This window comes from Desulfosporosinus orientis DSM 765, from assembly GCF_000235605.1.
In the GTDB taxonomy this organism is placed as follows: Bacteria; Bacillota; Desulfitobacteriia; order Desulfitobacteriales; family Desulfitobacteriaceae; genus Desulfosporosinus; species Desulfosporosinus orientis.
This window is the reverse complement of sequence record NC_016584.1, coordinates 4,171,712-4,188,929: the sequence shown is the minus strand read 5'-3', so window position 1 is coordinate 4,188,929 and position 17,218 is coordinate 4,171,712. Positions and strand designations below refer to the sequence as shown.

Here is a 17,218-nt window from a genome sequence, read left to right as displayed (position 1 = left end):
AAATGTTTAATGATATCGCTCAATATTTTAGAATAGAAACCCTGCCGCACATTTGGTGCCCCGGCTGTGGGATCGGGACCATTACCGCAGCCATCATCCGGGCCATTAAAACCTTGCAGCTGGATCAAAACAAGGTGATTTTTGTTTCTGGAATTGGCTGCTCTTCCCGTATGCCGGGGTACTTGGACTTTAACACCCTTCATACTACTCATGGCAGGGCTTTGCCCTTTGCAACAGGGATTAAGACAGCACGCCCGGAGCTGGATGTCTTTGTTATTATGGGGGATGGAGATGCCACAGCCATTGGCGGAAATCATTTGATTCATGCTTCCAGACGCAATATTGACCTGACAGCCATCGTGATCAATAACAGCATTTACGGTATGACAGGAGGGCAAACCTCCCCTCTGACTCCCCATGACAAACGAGGAACTACGTCTCCTTTTGGGAATTTGGAGAGCCCATTTCAAGTTCTGGAGCTGGCAAAAGCAGCGGGTGCAACTTTTGGGGCACGGGCAACGGCTTATCACAATCAGCTGCTTACGAAATTAGTGATTGATGCCTATAATAATCCGGGTTTTTCCTTAGTGGAGGCTATTTCACAGTGCCCTGTATCCTACGGCCGGCGAAATAAGTTTAAAACCCCTGCGGATATGCTGCTCTGGCAAAAAGAGCATGCCTTCAAAGCAGGACAATCCCCAGCTCATGAAGAGGACTTCCAGATTGGCGAGATATTTAAAGGGGAAAGGCCGGAATATACTCAGGAGTATGAAAAACTTAGGCAGAAGTTAAAGGAGGTCAGTCGCTGATGGCAAAGCAAGAATTCCTGTTAACAGGGACGGGCGGACAGGGACTGATATTAGCCGCGATTATGCTGGCAGAAGCCGGGATTAATGCCGGTCAAAATGTTGCCCAGAGTCAAAGCTACGGTCCTGAAGCCCGGGGAGGTGCCAGCCGGGCGGAAGTCATCATCGGCAACGAGGCTATTTATTATCCTAAAGTGGAAAGACCGGACTTTGTGTTAACCCTTAGCCAAGAGGCCTATAAAAAGTATGGTTTACATCTCAATGAAGAGGCAATACTCATCGTTGATGATTCCTATGTCACTGAAGTTAAGCCGCGAAGCAGAAATTTTTATTCTCTGCCGATTACCAAGGCTGCCCGTGTTCACTTCGGTTCTGAACAAAGTTCCAATGTATTAGCTCTTGGTGTAGTGGCTTCTTTAAGCGGTCAGATACCCAAGGAAAATGTTTTGCAGGCTGTACAGGAACGGGCTCCCAAAGGAACTGCAGCTCAAAATACTAAGGCTTTGGAAATTGGCTGGCAAATGGGATTGAAAGCTGGAGACCTGCAGGAAAATGCCGGGGATCTAAAAGAAAATGAACGCTGGCAAAATGAAGGTGATGTGTAGTGGCGGATTTAGTAAATTGGGGCTGGAGCAAGAATGATTTAACCAGCTTAGGGGAGAGTTTGGCAGCTGTCTTATTAGATGAGTGGGGAGGGCCGAGAAGTCCCCTTGCTCTGAAATATATTAATGAAACGATTATTCCGGATCTCATCCATTGCTTTTGCAACAATGCGGATTTGCTTACAAACTCCACCTTTGCCGAGATTATTCAATGGAAGCTGAAAAACCAGTTTGCCAATCCTTCTGCTGTGGTTGCAGATTTAGCTAAAGACTTGCTCGAGCCGGCCCAAAGGATTATTAAGCGTCCGCAGATAACGGATCCCAAGGAGCCTTGGCGCAGGATTTTCCGCCTTTGGATTGGTGGTGAATCCTTGCCAAATATTGCGGAAAAAACAGGTTATCCTCTGGACTATTTGGATTTACTGATTCTAAGACTAAAAAAAATTAAGGCCTTTATTGTCAATACTAGGGCAAGTTTATTGGAATGCCAGCAGAATCCGGAACTGCGAGAATTCGGTTTTGAACAACTGAGCTTTCTTTATCAGTTTCAGACTGCCGTTGAAGGTGAACCCTTGTATAAGGAGCGTCTAATTCTTGAACAAGTGATTTTGGATCTGGGTATACCCTTGCCTGTGCCTGATTTGGTGACACTTCTGGAAATTATCCATACTCATGAGGGCAGGTTGGATGAGAATTCTTTGGTTTCCGCCATGAGTGAAAGTGCCGGCAGGTGGGGACCGGGTACGGGAGTCTTAGGGGGCGATCAGAGAGCAAACCTATTCTCATGCGCAATTGATGGTCTTATAGCACTCCATTATGTTCAAAAAAACAAAGGGGGTAAATTAACCCTCAGTGAAAAAAGTGCGCAAACCATTGCTGGATTTTTGCTTCCTAAACTTGGAGAACAATTGCAGAGAGCTATCTCAATAAGTGATTTTGGACTTGCCAAGAGTCTTTTATTGAGTCAAAATGAGGCAGTCTTGTTGCGCATGATTGATTGGATTCTACGGGAACTTAAGGATAGAGAAGGCTTTCAACTTTTAAACAGCATCTATCAACAGGTTAGCAGGCGAGTGGATATTCACTTAATAAAGGCTTTTGCTGAGCTCCCAATATCCTTTGAAATTTTGCTGAAATGTTTGGAGGATAATGACAGCTTGATTCGAGCTCAAGCCTGTGAAGCTTTAGGACGTATAGGTAATAGAAAGGCGGCAGCCTTGCTGATCCAGCTATTGCATGATCCGGTGGCTGGGGTTAAGGAAAAAGCAGCTCAAGCTCTCGGCGATGTAGGGGATATTTCAGCAATCCCGGAATTATCTAAAGTTGCAGAGGACTATAGTGAATCCGTGAAGGTGAGGGAGCTGGCCCGGAAAGCTCTGGGAAAACTTGAAAACTCAAATTATTAACCTGAAAAAGCGAATAGGCTGCCGTAAAAAACCACTGCTTGTAGTGGTTTTTTCCTCTGTTCTAAGCTTTGTTGGAAAATAAAAAAAATTCATTGTAAGTTGCCTTGAAATATGCTAGTATACTTTTAATAGTTTGTAAAACTGGGTTTTACTATTTGAAACAAGTAAACTATGGATTACGAGGAGGTGATTTTATGGCTGAACAAAAAGCAAAGATTCAAGAAGCTGTCATTGACCAACCTAAATCTACAGAGACCATGAATTCTGCTCAGAATAACAAAAACGATTTCAACCTCAAAACGAGAACCAGAATCAAAAAAGTTATGGACGCATTTAATTTGTGCTGTAATTGTGAAACTGGGTTTCATTATATAGAACAATAATGGTTTTAACTTAAAAAGGAGGAGGTTTTCAAAATGAAAGTTGAACGCATTGATAAAAAAAGCGGCTCAGGAATGAGCGAGCTGTCACTAGGGGGCAAAGAAATTAAGCCAGAGTGTGTAAGTGCCCGCAGCGAAGAGCGTTTTTGTCAAAAGACTAATGAGCTGAGGGCTAAGATTAAAAAAGCCATTGAAGCTAATGATTTATGCTATAACTGTGAAACTGGATTTCATTATATGAAACAATAATTTTAATCAATTATCGGATGAACTGCATTTTTTATAATCAACCTACTTGTTTATGGCTATTTAAGTGCCTAATAATGGAGTATAATATAACAAAAATAAAAAATGGGGTCTGTTATATGAAAGATGAACACCGCGAAGGATTGCTGGATGAAAAACGGTTGTTTTACCCTCCTGTAGGCTTTAGCACTAAGGCTGTAGTTCAAGACCCTAAAATTTACGACCTGGGCAAGGAGAGTAAGGAATTTTGGGGAGAACAGGGGAAACGGCTAGACTGGTTTGAACAATGGGACGAAATTTTGGAATGGAATCATCCCTTTGCCAGGTGGTACGCAGGCGGAAAATTGAATGCAGCTTATAATTGTTTGGACCGGCATTTAAATGGAGCTCGAAGAAATAAAGCTGCGCTCATATTTGAAGGCGAAATGGGAGACCGGCGAGTTTTGACTTACCAAGATCTTCATCGTGAGGTATCACAGTTTGCCAATGTATTAAAGTCTTATGGAGTAGAAAAGGGAGACCGGGTTACAATTTATTTGCCCATGATTCCTGAGGCTGTGATTGCCATGCTTGCCTGCGCAAGAATAGGTGCTCCTCATACCGTTGTATTTGGCGGGTTCAGTTATGAAGCATTAAGGGATAGAATTCAAGACTCAGGTGCCAAGATTGTCATAACTGCCGATGGAAGTTATCGTCGCGGTAAGATTCTTTCCTTAAAAGAAAATGTTGATTTAGCCCTTAAAGTTAAGACCTCTGTTGAAAAAGTTATTGTTGTTCAGCGAACCGGTTTATCCGCGAACATGGAAAAAGAACGAGATGTATGGTATCACGAAGCTATCAAGGAAGCGCCAATAGTTTGTGCAGCCGAACCTATGGATTCTGATGACATGTTGTTCATTCTTTACACAAGTGGGACAACAGGAAAGCCTAAAGGGATTGTTCATTCTGTCGGGGGCTATATGGTTGGGGTAGCAACCACACATCAGTGGGTATTCGATCTCAGAGAAGAAGATGTTTACTGGTGTACCGCGGATATCGGCTGGATTACCGGGCATAGCTATTTAGTCTATGGGCCACTGGCTAATGGGGCGACCATCCTGATGTATGAAGGGGCACCGGATTATCCCGAAAAAGATCGTTATTGGAAAATTGTCGAGAAATATAAGGTTACAATTTTATATACCGCTCCAACGGCCATTCGAACGTTTATGAAATGGGGGGCCAGTTATCCCTTAAGTAGAGACCTTTCAAGTTTGCGGCTGTTAGGTTCCGTTGGAGAACCCATCAATCCTGAGGCCTGGATGTGGTATTACAAGAATATCGGCGGAGAACGCTGCCCTATTGTCGATACATGGTGGCAAACTGAAACCGGTATGATTTTGATGACGCCTGTACCTGGGATTACTCCTTTAAAGCCGGGGTCATGTACAGTTCCCTTTCCAGGGGTGCAGATTGAAATCGTCAATCACCTGGGAGAACCGGTTCCCAAGGGAGAAGGCGGATATTTAGTGGTCCGTGAACCTTGGCCGTCCATGCTTAAAACAGTTTACGGCGATGACAAGCGTTATGCAGACACTTATTGGGGGCAGTTCAAAGGCGTGTATTTTACCGGGGATGAAGCAAAGTGGGACGATGACGGCTATTTTTGGATAATCGGGCGTGCCGATGACGTTATTAATGTTTCCGGACATCGGATTGGTACTGCGGAGGTTGAAGGGGCCTTAGTGGATCATCCTGCAGTAGCAGAAGCTGCTTGCGTGGGCAGGACTCATGAGGTTAAGGGCCAGGCGGTATTTGCCTTCGTTAGCTTAAAAGAAGGGATCACCATCCATGATGGGCTGATCTCCGAGCTGAAAGCTCATGTGGTTGTTAAAATAGGTTCTTTGGCCCGGCCGGATGACATATTTTTGACCGCTGAATTGCCAAAGACTCGAAGCGGGAAAATCATGAGACGTCTTCTTAAAGATATCGCCGAAGGCAGGACGATGGGTGACACGAGTACCTTAGCGGATGCTTCAGTCATTAACTTTCTGAAAGAAAACGTCAAACCTAAGAAGAGATTGGGCCAAGAGATTGCCTTTAGCATTGGCAGGTATCGAATCTCAATTCCGGACACTGCTATCTTTAATCGTTGTAAAGATGAGACTTATGAAGGGTATAGTTATACAGTTTGGTATGCTACACCGGCTAAAGATGGGTTACCTCATCCAAGTACTCATTTTTATTGCTTTCAATGGATAGAGCGACTAAACTCTGTTCCAGAGGTGGTTTCCGCTGTCACTAATCTCATGCTCAATAATAAAGATGCAATTGAAGCTATCTTCTCAGATGGGACACCGGATTTTAGTCATGCAGTAATTAATGAGGCCAAAATCACGGATGACTTATCTGAAGAAGGACAAATATGTTTCTGCGGATACGAGGGTTAAGAGCTTAAATTAAGGACAGCAGCCACAAAATACGGGTTTAGCTGTCCTTAACTTTATTTAAATGAACCTAAAGGAGGTATGCTTGCAATAGAAAGTTGGTATTATCAAAGTTTCTAATCAATACACTGTTGATAAATATAAGTTCTATAAAGACAGTATGTTAATATGCTATAATGTTGGAAAATTTAAAATAAACTTTTGGAGATACTATGCGAAACAAAATTCTAAAGATTTCCGTCGGTATCATTATTGTTGCAGCTTTGGGAGGCTTTTGGGGATATAACCACTATTTCAAGCCTGACCCAGAAATTCAACAGGAATTAACCAATCAATTTGGGTCAGATTTCTTTAATTCCTTTGATTATGAAAACGAAGGGGGAGATTCAGAAAGCGTTAGTGATCCCCAAGAAAAGGACCCGGTTACTGGATTGGCAGATGCTTCAGCTACTAAGGGAAATTTATCCGTTGATAATCCTAGAACTCTGAGCGGAAACCAGCAGAGTTCTCCTTCAACTACCGGTAAGGGAACGGAGGTTAAGCCCCAGATTACCCAACAAACCATCATTAATAAATATCAGCCTAAGTTTGACTATTTGCAAAATGTGGCTTTAAGCCGATTGGATACTCTCTATTCCGCGGCAGTTCAAGAGTATAAGCAGAGCAAAAAGGCCGGGACCTTAAAGCGCTCCGAGTTTGTACAAAAATATATACAAGCGGGGACGATGCTGGAAGCAAATGTGGATAGTCAATTTTATAGCACTTTAAATGCCATGAAATCGGACTTAATTGCCAACAATCTTTCCACAGACATTATTAGTGACACAGAGAAGGTCTATGAAAAAACTAAGTCCAGTAAACGTTCACAGCTTTTGGCAAAGATTAATAAGTAAATAGACAATAAACATGGGGTTGGAATGAACGATAGAGTTTGTTTCAGCCCTTGTTTGAGTAGACGGCCCGCGGCTTCGCACCTGCTATGTGAAAATCATGAATAGTTGCTAACAAAATTGGATGCTATTTGCAGTTATTCATCTCTTGACAATTATGAATTTAAATTCTATACTTTAGATACCCATACGGGGTATATGTACAAAGGAAGGTGTATTTGATGAATATTACTGTTAATAAAAATAGGTGTCCTCAAAATCATCCCTGCCCTGCCATAAGAGTATGTCCTGTGGGAGCAATCCTCCAAATTGGATTCACCGCCCCAACTATTGATCAGGAAAAATGCATCAGCTGTAAGAAATGTACGAAATATTGCCCCATGGGGGCCCTACAAAGTGAATGAGGCTTTTGGTTATTTGTGATTCTTCCAAAAACAAGGTCAGACATCGTTCTGACCTTGTTATCTTCTTGCTGAGCAGAAGCCGCCGGACCATATATATCTGGCATTAGCAATTAGTTTGAAAGGAATTAGTATAGCGGAATAATTGTCGAATTTGATAATGTTCTTGGAAATAAAGTGATATAATGGATCTATTCAGAGAGGAGAGGGTAAGGAGATTTCGTATGTTTAAAAGCCTGAATCTAAGAACAAAGTTTTTAATATCTATGGGCTTAGTAGTGCTAATGTCCTTAAGCTTAGTTATTGCCATTTTATCTATGAATTCAGTTGAGATGGCGAAAACCTTAGCTTATCAGGTTGCAGAAGAAACAGCCAGAAATAATAGTAATTTCATTCAAGCAGAGCTGGAAGCTTCTATGGATACTGTTAGGACACTGTCGTACACTTTTCAGGAGGTTGCCTTAACAAAAGGGACCAAGAGAGAGGTATTGAATAATATCTTGATCAATGTTTTGAAGGATAATCCAAAGTTTTTTGGGGCTTGGACACTGTGGGAACCTAATGCACTTGATGGAAAAGATAGTGAATATATTAATAAGCCGGGATATGATGGGACAGGGCGGTTTATTCCTTATTGGAGCAGACTTAACGGTCAACCCCACTTAGAACCTCTGGTGAATTATAGTATAAAAGGTGCAGGAGAATATTATCTGATACCAAGGGAAACAAAAAGAGAAACGATTATGGAGCCCTACTACTATCCTGTTGCCGGAAAGGATGTCTTGTTGACCAGCGTGGTTGTTCCGTTGGTTGTAAACAATACCTTTGTTGGAGTTGTAGGAGTTGATATTACCCTAGATACTATTCAAAAGGTGGTTTCTGAAATAAGGCCATTAGAAATAGGCTATGCCAGGCTTTTATCAAATCAAGGAAAGTACGTTGCCCACAACGAAGCGGACAAAATTGGCAAAACAATGCAAAACCTGCAAGGAAAAGAAGCAGTTAGGCTTGGCGAAAGCTATACAACCACTCGCAATGGCGTTTATGAAATTTATCTGCCCATAAGTGTCGGGAGGACTTCCGCGCCATGGTCCATGGTTGTAGGAATTCCCGTGGAAGAAATCTTGTCAAAGGCTAATAGCATACGTGATTTTGCCATCGTAATCGGGGTAATAGCCTTGATCATTATGGGATTTGTAATCTATCAGGTTGCAAGCAGTATTACAAACCGATACCTGATGGCGGAAATTCGTGAACGCAGCCAGATTGAAGAAAAAGCCTTACGATTCGCATCCATTGTTGAGTCGACGGATGACGGGATTATTGGGATGGATCCAAATGGCATAATTTTGGATTGGAATAGAGGAGCTGAGCGTATTTTCGGATATCTTGAAAGGGAGATTGTCGGCAAATCTATTATGAAATTAATTCCTCAAGATAAACAATGTGAGTTTGATGAAATACTTTGTAATATTCTTTCCCAAAGCCTGCCTATGACTCACTATGAAACCATAAGTCAAAGGAAAGATGGTCAGCTTATTAATGTATATTATACTGTGTCTCCTATTAAAGACCATTTCGGCAAAATCGTTGGAGCTTCAAACATAATTAAAGATGTGACGGCAGAAAGAAAGCTGGAAAAAGAAATGATACGTATGGACCAAATGGCATTGGTCGGCGAAATGGCTGCCAGCATAGGACATGAGGTCAGAAATCCCATGACAACGGTCAGAGGGTTTTTGCAGCTTCTTGGGGAACAAAAGAATACTGATAAATACAGCGAATATATTCCCCTTATGATCAGTGAACTTGACCGGGCCAATGCCATTATTTCAGAATTTCTTTCTATAAGCAGGACGAAAACCACAGAATTTGCTCGCCAAAATCTAAATGATATCATAGAGTGTATTTTGCCGCTGATTCAAGCAGAAGCAACAAGTGAGGAGAAGCTGATAAAGGTAGAGTTAACAGCCATTCCGGATTTGTTTCTGGACCATAAAGAAATTCGCCAGGTAATTCTTAACTTAACTCGAAATGGACTTGAGGCAATGGATATAGGCGGTTGCCTTACCATTAGAACGTTCCTGAATGAACAGAATGTAGTTCTAGCGATTCAAGATGAAGGGGAGGGCATAAGCCCGGAAGTTATTGATCGGTTAGGAACTCCTTTTTTAACGACTAAGGATAAGGGAACGGGCTTGGGACTAGCTGTTTGTTTTGGAATTGCAGCCCGGCACAACGCCAAAATAACGGCTCAAACCGGGAAGCAAGGAACGACATTTCTCATGAAATTTGCCTTAAAGCAATCAGATAGCTAAAGTTTTAAGATAATTAATTACGATAAAGGATATAAGAGGTTTGTGGCGAATTTTTTATCATAGTTATCAGTGATTCCAATTCATTAATATATGGGGAAAAGTGAGGAAGGACAGTGCGAGAAGTAAGCGTAGGCCGTCTAAAAGAAGGCGATGTTCTGGCTAAAGAAATATATTCTTCAGATGGAAAAATTTTGCTAGGAAAAGGCGTCGCTTTAAAATCTCAGTATATTGATCGATTAATGCAATTGGGTCTCTATGGGGTCTATATAGAAGATGATTTAACAAATGACATTATCATAGAGGATGTTATATCCGATCAACATCGTTATGCAGCTATGGCTGCCATTGAAAAAGCTTGTAAAAATATCCAATTCGAAAAGGATAAAGAAATCAATATAAAAGACGCTGTAAGTAATATTGTTCAGGACATTCTTTTCCAAAAAGACATTATGATCAGTTTAATGGATATGCGCAATATTGATAATCGCATCTATGCTCACTCTGTAAACGTCTGCGTCTTATCGTGTGTTTTGGGAAAAGGTCTAGGTTTACCTATTGATAAACTGAATGATATTGCTCAAGGGGCCTTGCTTCATGATTTGGGAATTGTGGAGTTGCCCTCGGAGTTAATCAATAAACGTGGTCTTTTAACAAACGAAGAAAAAGATTTATACCAAACTCATACAAGCAAGGGATATGAGTTAATTCGCAAAAAGGCAAAAACAAGTATTATTATTGCCCATATGGCCTATCAGCATCATGAATGGACAAATGGCAAAGGTTATCCTCGCCAATTAAAAGGTTCTGATATCCACCCATTGGCTGAAATAGTAGCAATTGCTGACTTTTATGATTGTCTTATTCATGGTGCGCCGGGGATGCCCAGAGTTCTGCCTCATGTAGCTTGTGAAATTCTTATGGCCAATGCTGGTATGCGTTTCCGTCAAGATTTAATTCATGTCTTTCTAAAGTACGTTGCTGCATATCCCACAGGGTATACAGTCAAGCTTAACAATGGAGAAACAGGAGTTGTTGTCGGACAGAACAAAGGGCTGCCTACACGTCCTATTGTCCGCGTTTTTGAGGCATTTGACGGGAAGATAAATTATAAACAGCTGCGAGTTATTGAGTATAATCTCGTAGAGGAGCGCACTCTTTTTATTGATTACATTATAGAATAGTTTATTGCATCTTCATGCAAGATGCCCAGAAATTGTTCTACCATTTCTGGATCAAATTGTGTTCCGGAACACCTAAAGATTTCCTGGACGGCAGCTTCCATGCTCATGGCTTCTTTGTAGTGTCTAACGTGAGTCATAACGTCATAGGAATCAACAATGGTCAAAAGTCTGGATAACTTTGGTATTTCTTTACCTTTTAAACCTCGTGGATAACCAGTGCCATCAAATCGTTCATGATGGGACAAGATCTCATTGGCAACATGCGCCAATTCTGGAGTTGAAACAGCGATTCGGTAGCCTATTTCGGAATGAGTTTTCATTACTTCCCATTCACTTTGGGTTAATTTACCCGGCTTTAGCAAGATGGCCTCTGGGATGCCGATTTTTCCAATATCATGTAGAAGGCTTAAGAGAGCCACTTCATCAAGTTCTTCCTGTGTCAGGCCCATTCTTTTGCCTATCTGTACGCATAATTGGGCGATTCTCTTAGTATGTTCTTCAGTTTCAATATGTTTTTCATGCAGAGATTGCTCAAGTGACCTTAAGATAGAACTTTTTGCGCTTTGGCTTTCCAGAAGTTTATTTCGGTACATTCTTTCTTCTGCTAGTTTTATAACTGCTTTGATATCTGTATGCTGACTATCTTTTTTGGCACGTCCCCAGGAAATGCTGATTGGGGTTTGATAACCTGTCATATTTGAACACTCGTTCTTAATCTCCCAAATCAAGTTATCGACATAGTCCGCCTGGTTGTCTTTTATAAAAATAATAAATTCGTCTCCGCCCCATCGAGCAGGAATATCTTCAGATGAACAGCATTTTTTTAGAATGTCTCCTATAGCACGCAAGAGTCGGTCTCCTTCTTGGTGCCCAAAAGTGTCGTTGACAAGTTTTAGTCCATTGACATCACCCAATATGATCCAACTATCACATAATAAACATTTATCTGCTTTTTCCAAGAGGACTTCTACAAACGTCCTATTTTTTAGTGTCGTAACCATATCAGTCTGACTCAAATAAAGGTTTTCTGTCTCATAGTTTTTGCGTTGAGTAATATCTGAGATAGTACCAATTAACCGTTTCGGTTTCTTATCATTATCATATTCTACGATTTTCCCTCGGCATTGAAGCCATAATAATTCTCCGGAATTGCATCGCAATCGGTATTCTAAGCTTAGCTTCTCAACATTACCGTTTAGGCAATTATTCATAGCATTTCGAAAATGAATTCTATCCTCTGGATGTATTAATTCAAGGATTTGATAATAATCCAGATAGTTGCTGCAGTTCACGTAACCTAAGTACTTAAGCCAGTCAGGGTTAATATAAAATTTATTCATTAATAGATTTGCATCAAAGTAGCCATCGTTGGTTGCTTCCATAATCAATTTAAAACGTTCTTCATTAGTTTTTATTTCTTCATAGTAATTATCAAGATCATGAAGCATATTTTTTGCACTGGCAGCAAGATTTGATATCTCATCCTTTCCGGGTAAAGAAATCGTTTCGGATAGCTTTTTCCCATTTCTTACAGTGTTCATATATCGGTCAAGTTTTTCGATTCGTTGGAACACTAAACGTTCTAAGACAAACAAACATAGGAAAGTAATTACTAGAAAGGTTGCAATGAATGCGATACTAGAGTAATTGATGATTGCTAACCCATAGATATATAAAGGCCTTGGAGCATTAAGAACCATAAATATGTTTAAATTATTGTAAACATTATTAATTAGAGCATAACTTTTTCTTGAATTCGCTGTTTTCTGGACATTCAAAATCGCATTAGCAAAGGTTACGCTTTGATCAACCTGTTTTAAGACCTGCGAAATTTCGGGGTCTTGGGCTGTGCTAAATTGGATACTCACCTTCAAGACTTCTTTAAGATAATCAAGAAATGTTTGATCAATCACCTTACAAAAGACTAAAAATCCGTTGCAGGGAGACTTTTGGTCCGAAGTCGTCACGGGAGATATAGATATAAGCAAAGGTTGTCCGCAAACCATCAAAAGACCTGTAATAGGAGTTTGGTCAGACTGAAAAACTTTAGAAATTGCTTTCTTTTGCAATCCTTGAAGTAATTCTTCTTTAAAGGAATTCTCTTTTGTTGGATCAATGCCGTATACTTTTGTGTAAACCGCATTTCCTTTAAGATCAAAAAAACCCATGTAATTAAGATTTAAAGCAGTCAACGTGTTATCTTGTAAATTCACATTAACGTAGCTGCTATTGGTCCCCTTAAGATAGTTAAACGTATCATCCCAATAGGCCCAATCCATGGCGGTGCTTTCTAAAGAAGATTCTTCACGTTGTATAATCGTCATAGCCAGGTTAAAGTCTTGATCTGCTATAGTATTTTCTACTTTTTCAGCATAATTCAAAAATAGTCCTCTAAGCAGAATGATTGATAAAAGTGCCACAAGAAATAAGCTGGAGATCGCAACTAGAGAAATTTTATGTCTAACCTTCAAACTGCTCACCTCTAAATGCTGTCTTTTAAAGATTAATTGGGGATCTTTGTCCAATATTTGATAATTGGTAGTATTTCGACATCTTTTCGTAAAAACCTTCATTCTTAGTCTTGACAGGATTTTCATGAGATGGGTGAAGCAAAAAAACGATTGTTCGAAGCAATCGCTTTTTATGATGAGAGTATGTATATATGTTAGCCGTTGGTCGGGATTCCCTTGAGGTTCATTGTTCCACAAAATCTATGTATATGTTGAACCAAGCAGAAGGCAACATCAGAGTGTCCGTTATGGTAAAATTACTCTAAAATGATGGCAGAAACAGGACAGCTCCTAGCCGCCGTTTTAGCACACTCTTCAGCATCTGCCGGAACGGGATTTGTATAGGCTTCAGCAATATCGTAACTGTTCATTCTGAAAATCTGGGGACAAACTTCTGTACAGGCGCCGCAGCCAATACATTCCGCGCTTACTGTAGCAAACATTCATAAATGCTCCCTTCCTGTTAATAATCAAGTCGACGAATTAAAGCTAGAATAACCGGAACTCAAGGAAGAGTCAATCATAAATTTCCAGGTTGATATTTGCCCCTTAGAATGCTATGATAATAGAAACCGTTGATGAGGAAGTAAAACCGCAAGACCAGCCGCACAGAGAGCCGGGTAGAGGTGGAAGCCTGGCAGGTAACGGAGCGGGCAAATGGACCTCAGAGGGCGGAGCGAAAAAGCTTATGCTTTAGTAGCTGCCGACGCAAAGCCAGCGTTAAAGGGCAAAGGGTGTGATGGCACTCTGCAGAAGAGGATGCAGTCTATTTGTGCATCAATTAAGGTGGTACCGCAGATTAACGTCTGTCCTTATTTTGGGATAGGCGTTTTGTTTTTGGCCACTTTCGTTCTATTCATTGACTGCCGGGAATGGAGCGTGCAGAGAAATAGCCCCGCAAATGATCCAATTTGAGGAGGGTATTATTGTGAAGGATCTTTTATTAGCAGGACGTAAAGCAGAACGAAGTGTGGTAGAGGTTAAGGGGGTCTCCATAGGAGGCCGGGAGATAATCCTTATGGGCGGGCCTTGTGCTGTTGAATCCAGGGAACAGATGAGCCAGTCGGCCAAAACAGTGAAAGATGCGGGGGGGAAGATTCTGCGCGGCGGAGTTTTTAAGCCCCGTACCTCCCCTTACAGCTTCCAGGGTCTGGGCTTGGAAGGGCTAAACTATCTGGTTCAGGCTGCTAAAGAACAAGACCTGCTCTGTGTAACGGAAGTGATCGACAGGCAAAGCCTGGATTTGGTCGTGGATAAAGTGGATATTATTCAAATCGGTGCTCGCAACATGCAAAATTTTGAACTTCTTAAAACTGTTGGCAGCATCAACAAACCGGTCATTCTCAAACGAGGGTTATCGGCGACCGTGGAAGAGTGGCTGCTGGCTGCCGAATATATTTTAGCCTCCGGCAATCAGCGGGTAATTCTTTGTGAGCGAGGAATCCGAACCTACGAACCCAGCACCCGTAACACCCTGGACCTGAGTGCTGTGGGTGTAACCAAGAGTCTTTCCCACCTGCCGGTCATTGTTGACCCAAGTCATGCAGCGGGGCGCAGGGATTTGATTTCCTCCCTGTCCAAAGCCGCCATCGCCGCAGGGGCAGACGGCTTGCTGATTGAAACTCACCCTGACCCCGACCGGGCCAGCAGTGACGGACCTCAGTCCCTGACTCCGGAACAGTTTATGGCCTTAGCTCAAGAACTTGAGCCTGTGGCGGATTCAGTACAAAGGAGTTTCACCTTTGGCCGGAGGGAAGACACCCTGGAAGCCCTGCGGGCCAGGATTGACAGGATTGACGAGAGCCTTCTGGAAAAACTGGCGGAGAGAATTCAAGTCGTCAAACGAATGGGAGATCAAAAGCGTCTGGATCAGGTTAAGGATTCTAATCGGCAAAAAGAAATTCTCCAGCGTTTAGTGGCCTTGGCCGCAGAACTAGAGGTCCCAGGGGAACTGGTTAAGCGGATATACCCTCTGATTTTCGAGTATGGCATTCAATGCCAGATAAAAAGCAAGCTCTTCCAGGAATCAGACATAGAATTGCCTTTGGGAGGTAGGTAAACTTAGGAACCAGTTAAAAAGGTTAAAGGATTTGTCAAAGCAAAGAGTTTTGGCAAATCCTTTTGTTTCTTGTTCAAGGAAGTAAAACCAATAATTTAGGGATAACTGTATTTGAGTTGTGAGTAGTTTTTTACAGTTTTGTTTAACGAGGCTAGCTTTTAGGTTTTTTGGAGGCGCGCCAAGCTGAAGCATACTCCTCAAAGGTTTTGTGGACGGTTTCACCAATTTTTTGATAGGCTGCGTCATCCAAATTGGCCAGGGAGGTGCGGATCGACCATTTAGGACCGCCGAATCCGCTGCCGTTAAGCAGGACAATGGACGATTCCTTGGCTAAGCGAAAGAGAAAATCTGTGGGCTCGTAGTTGGCTTGCAGGTACTCACAGAATTCCGGGCCGTATTTTGCTTTGGCCCAAACCAGTAAGTCAATTTGGTTATAATAGGAGGCATCAAATTTATCCGTGTGCAAATCCAAACCTAGACCTTCAAATAACAGCTTTTGCCGGCGATGACAAATCTCCTGGGTCAGTTCTTTGTAGTGATTCTCTTTGTCCAGTAAGGCAAATAAAGCGAAAAGTCCCATCTGAACCTGTTGGGGGGTGGATAATCCTGCCGTATGGTTGAGGGCGACTTGGCGGCTGTCAGCTACCATGCGGTTGATAAAACTCAGCTTTTCGGGATGAAAGGTAATAGTGCCATAGCGTTTGGATAAAGCTTCGGCTTTATCAGGGGGGAGATTTTGAAGGAGATGATCAAAAACATTGTTCTGGTGTAAGGCGATAACACCCAGACGCCAGCCTGTGGCTCCGAAATACTTGGAGAAGGAGTAGACTCCCAAGGTATTATAGGGCAGCTCGGCCATCAGAGAGCGAAAGTTATCCACGAATGTTCCGTAGACATCGTCAGTGATGATCATTAAGTTGGGATTATGGTTATAAACGATGTCAATAAGCTGTTCTTTTGATGTGTCCCGAATGGCTACGGAAGGGGGATTGCTGGGATTGACAACATATAAGGCTTTGATGCAGGGATCGGCAAGCTTGGCAACTTCATCTTCGGTGTACTGCCAGGTATGGATTCCGCTCTTGTCTACTTCCAGGGCATTAATCCGTACAATTTCAAAATTGTAGCGGGCTAAATGAGGAATTTCCAGATAGGGGGTAAAGGTCGGCACCATTAAAGCGATTTTATCCCCCACTGACAGCAACTTATTGGCAATCAGGGAGTCAAAAATATAACACATGGCGGCGGTTCCGCCTTCGACAGCAAAGAGGTCATAGCGGCCGGGGGGAGGAGTGTGGTTGCACATTTCCTGAATCAAATAGGCATGAACAACTTGCTCCAGGTGTACCAGCATGCGATCCGGCACCGGATAGTTGTCGCCAATAATTCCATCCACCAGTTCATGGACCCATGCATCGGCTTCAAATCCTAAATGAGTTATTCCATAAGCAATGCTTTCTCTAAGAAGATTTGTGCCGGGAGCATCAGGATTATTATCCAGAAAGGCCGTAAAGCGATTGGCAATTCCTTCAGTATGGGGCATGCCGGCCAGGTCTTTTTCCTGCCATACTTTGCTGGCTTCAGTTACAGCGAACTGCCCTAAGGTGAAGAAGGCGTCCCTGGGGGCTGCAGCAATCCAGTTAGGATTTCCTCTCCCGGCGTTGAGCATTGACCAGATACTTGTATCTCCATGCTTATTAGCGAGGCTAATTAATTTGTCTTTAAGTTCAAAAGGGCTGAGATGCTCATAGGAGTTTTCCTCTTTCTTACTAAGGATAGTGTTATTGCTAATGGTGATCATTCCTTCCTGAACTTTGTAATTATCCTGCACATTCTTAAAGATTATTGCTTTGATGCTACTCTGTACGGTACTTGAAGCATTTATACATAAGACAGCAATTATTTACCTTGGTAATCCTGTCACTTCTGCAAGTGTGAGATGAAAATCATAGACTATACCAAGTTATAAATAGAGAAGGGCAGACGAAACCAG

The 17,218-nt window shown here is 42.1% G+C and carries 15 protein-coding genes; 12 read left to right on the top strand and 3 right to left on the bottom strand.

All coding sequences use genetic code 11. The features are described from left to right. The first annotated feature begins 2 nt into the window (after nucleotides 1-2). From DESOR_RS19505 to DESOR_RS19465, 10 genes are all read left to right on the top strand, one after another. Entirely contained in the window at nucleotides 3-809 is an 807-nt protein-coding gene (locus DESOR_RS19505) for a 2-oxoacid:ferredoxin oxidoreductase subunit beta (RefSeq protein ID WP_014186310.1), read from the top strand. Further along, nucleotides 809-1,411: a 2-oxoacid:acceptor oxidoreductase family protein gene (locus tag DESOR_RS19500; protein ID WP_014186309.1), complete on the top strand. Its 603-nt coding sequence runs from the start codon at nucleotides 809-811 to the stop codon at nucleotides 1,409-1,411. The genes DESOR_RS19505 and DESOR_RS19500 overlap by 1 nt, the downstream gene beginning before the upstream one ends. Continuing rightward, nucleotides 1,411-2,814, top strand: a complete 1,404-nt coding sequence (locus DESOR_RS19495) for a HEAT repeat domain-containing protein (protein ID WP_014186308.1) — start codon at nucleotides 1,411-1,413, stop codon at nucleotides 2,812-2,814. The genes DESOR_RS19500 and DESOR_RS19495 overlap by 1 nt, the downstream gene beginning before the upstream one ends. 194 nt (nucleotides 2,815-3,008) lie before the next feature. Continuing rightward, nucleotides 3,009-3,197, top strand: coding sequence for a hypothetical protein (locus DESOR_RS19490; protein ID WP_014186307.1), 189 nt, complete (start codon nucleotides 3,009-3,011; stop codon nucleotides 3,195-3,197). A 33-nt stretch (nucleotides 3,198-3,230) separates the two neighbouring features. Further along, nucleotides 3,231-3,443 (top strand): hypothetical protein, encoded by a 213-nt coding sequence (locus DESOR_RS19485; protein ID WP_014186306.1) that lies wholly within the window; start codon nucleotides 3,231-3,233, stop codon nucleotides 3,441-3,443. Between the two features lie 116 nt (nucleotides 3,444-3,559). After that, nucleotides 3,560-5,869: an acetate--CoA ligase gene (acs, locus tag DESOR_RS19480; protein WP_014186305.1), complete on the top strand. Its 2,310-nt coding sequence runs from the start codon at nucleotides 3,560-3,562 to the stop codon at nucleotides 5,867-5,869. 209 nt (nucleotides 5,870-6,078) lie between these two features. After that, the gene (locus DESOR_RS19475; protein ID WP_014186304.1) at nucleotides 6,079-6,759 is read left to right on the top strand and encodes a hypothetical protein; all 681 of its coding nucleotides are present in this window, start codon (nucleotides 6,079-6,081) and stop codon (nucleotides 6,757-6,759) included. Nucleotides 6,760-6,977: 218 nt separating this feature from the next. Continuing rightward, entirely contained in the window at nucleotides 6,978-7,160 is a 183-nt protein-coding gene (locus DESOR_RS30865; RefSeq protein WP_014186303.1) for a 4Fe-4S binding protein, read from the top strand. A 221-nt stretch (nucleotides 7,161-7,381) separates the two neighbouring features. Then, a complete protein-coding gene (locus DESOR_RS19470) occupies nucleotides 7,382-9,475 on the top strand; it encodes a PAS domain S-box protein (protein WP_014186302.1) in 2,094 nt (697 codons plus the stop codon). Between the two features lie 113 nt (nucleotides 9,476-9,588). Then, nucleotides 9,589-10,656, top strand: a complete 1,068-nt coding sequence (locus tag DESOR_RS19465; protein ID WP_014186301.1) for an HD-GYP domain-containing protein — start codon at nucleotides 9,589-9,591, stop codon at nucleotides 10,654-10,656. Here the strand turns inward: DESOR_RS19465 and DESOR_RS27495 are convergent. Next, the gene (locus DESOR_RS27495; RefSeq protein WP_158309053.1) at nucleotides 10,641-13,181 is read right to left on the bottom strand and encodes an HD domain-containing phosphohydrolase; all 2,541 of its coding nucleotides are present in this window, start codon (nucleotides 13,179-13,181) and stop codon (nucleotides 10,641-10,643) included. The genes DESOR_RS19465 and DESOR_RS27495 overlap by 16 nt on opposite strands. Before the next feature lie 242 nt (nucleotides 13,182-13,423). Continuing rightward, nucleotides 13,424-13,609, bottom strand: coding sequence for a ferredoxin (locus DESOR_RS19455; RefSeq protein ID WP_014186299.1), 186 nt, complete (start codon nucleotides 13,607-13,609; stop codon nucleotides 13,424-13,426). A gap of 214 nt (nucleotides 13,610-13,823) precedes the next feature. Here DESOR_RS19455 and DESOR_RS29480 point away from each other — a divergent pair, with 214 nt between their 5' ends. Together DESOR_RS29480 and DESOR_RS19445 are read left to right on the top strand one after the other, a co-directional pair. Then, complete coding sequence (locus DESOR_RS29480; protein ID WP_042331433.1) at nucleotides 13,824-14,081, top strand: hypothetical protein; 258 nt, start codon at nucleotides 13,824-13,826, stop codon at nucleotides 14,079-14,081. A gap of 13 nt (nucleotides 14,082-14,094) precedes the next feature. Beyond that, nucleotides 14,095-15,225 (top strand): bifunctional 3-deoxy-7-phosphoheptulonate synthase/chorismate mutase, encoded by a 1,131-nt coding sequence (locus tag DESOR_RS19445; RefSeq protein WP_014186298.1) that lies wholly within the window; start codon nucleotides 14,095-14,097, stop codon nucleotides 15,223-15,225. A 151-nt stretch (nucleotides 15,226-15,376) separates the two neighbouring features. On the opposite strand, the gene aspD is transcribed toward DESOR_RS19445, so the two are convergent. Next, entirely contained in the window at nucleotides 15,377-17,026 is a 1,650-nt protein-coding gene (gene aspD / locus DESOR_RS19440; protein ID WP_014186297.1) for an aspartate 4-decarboxylase, read from the bottom strand. Between the last annotated feature and the right edge of the window lie 192 nt (nucleotides 17,027-17,218).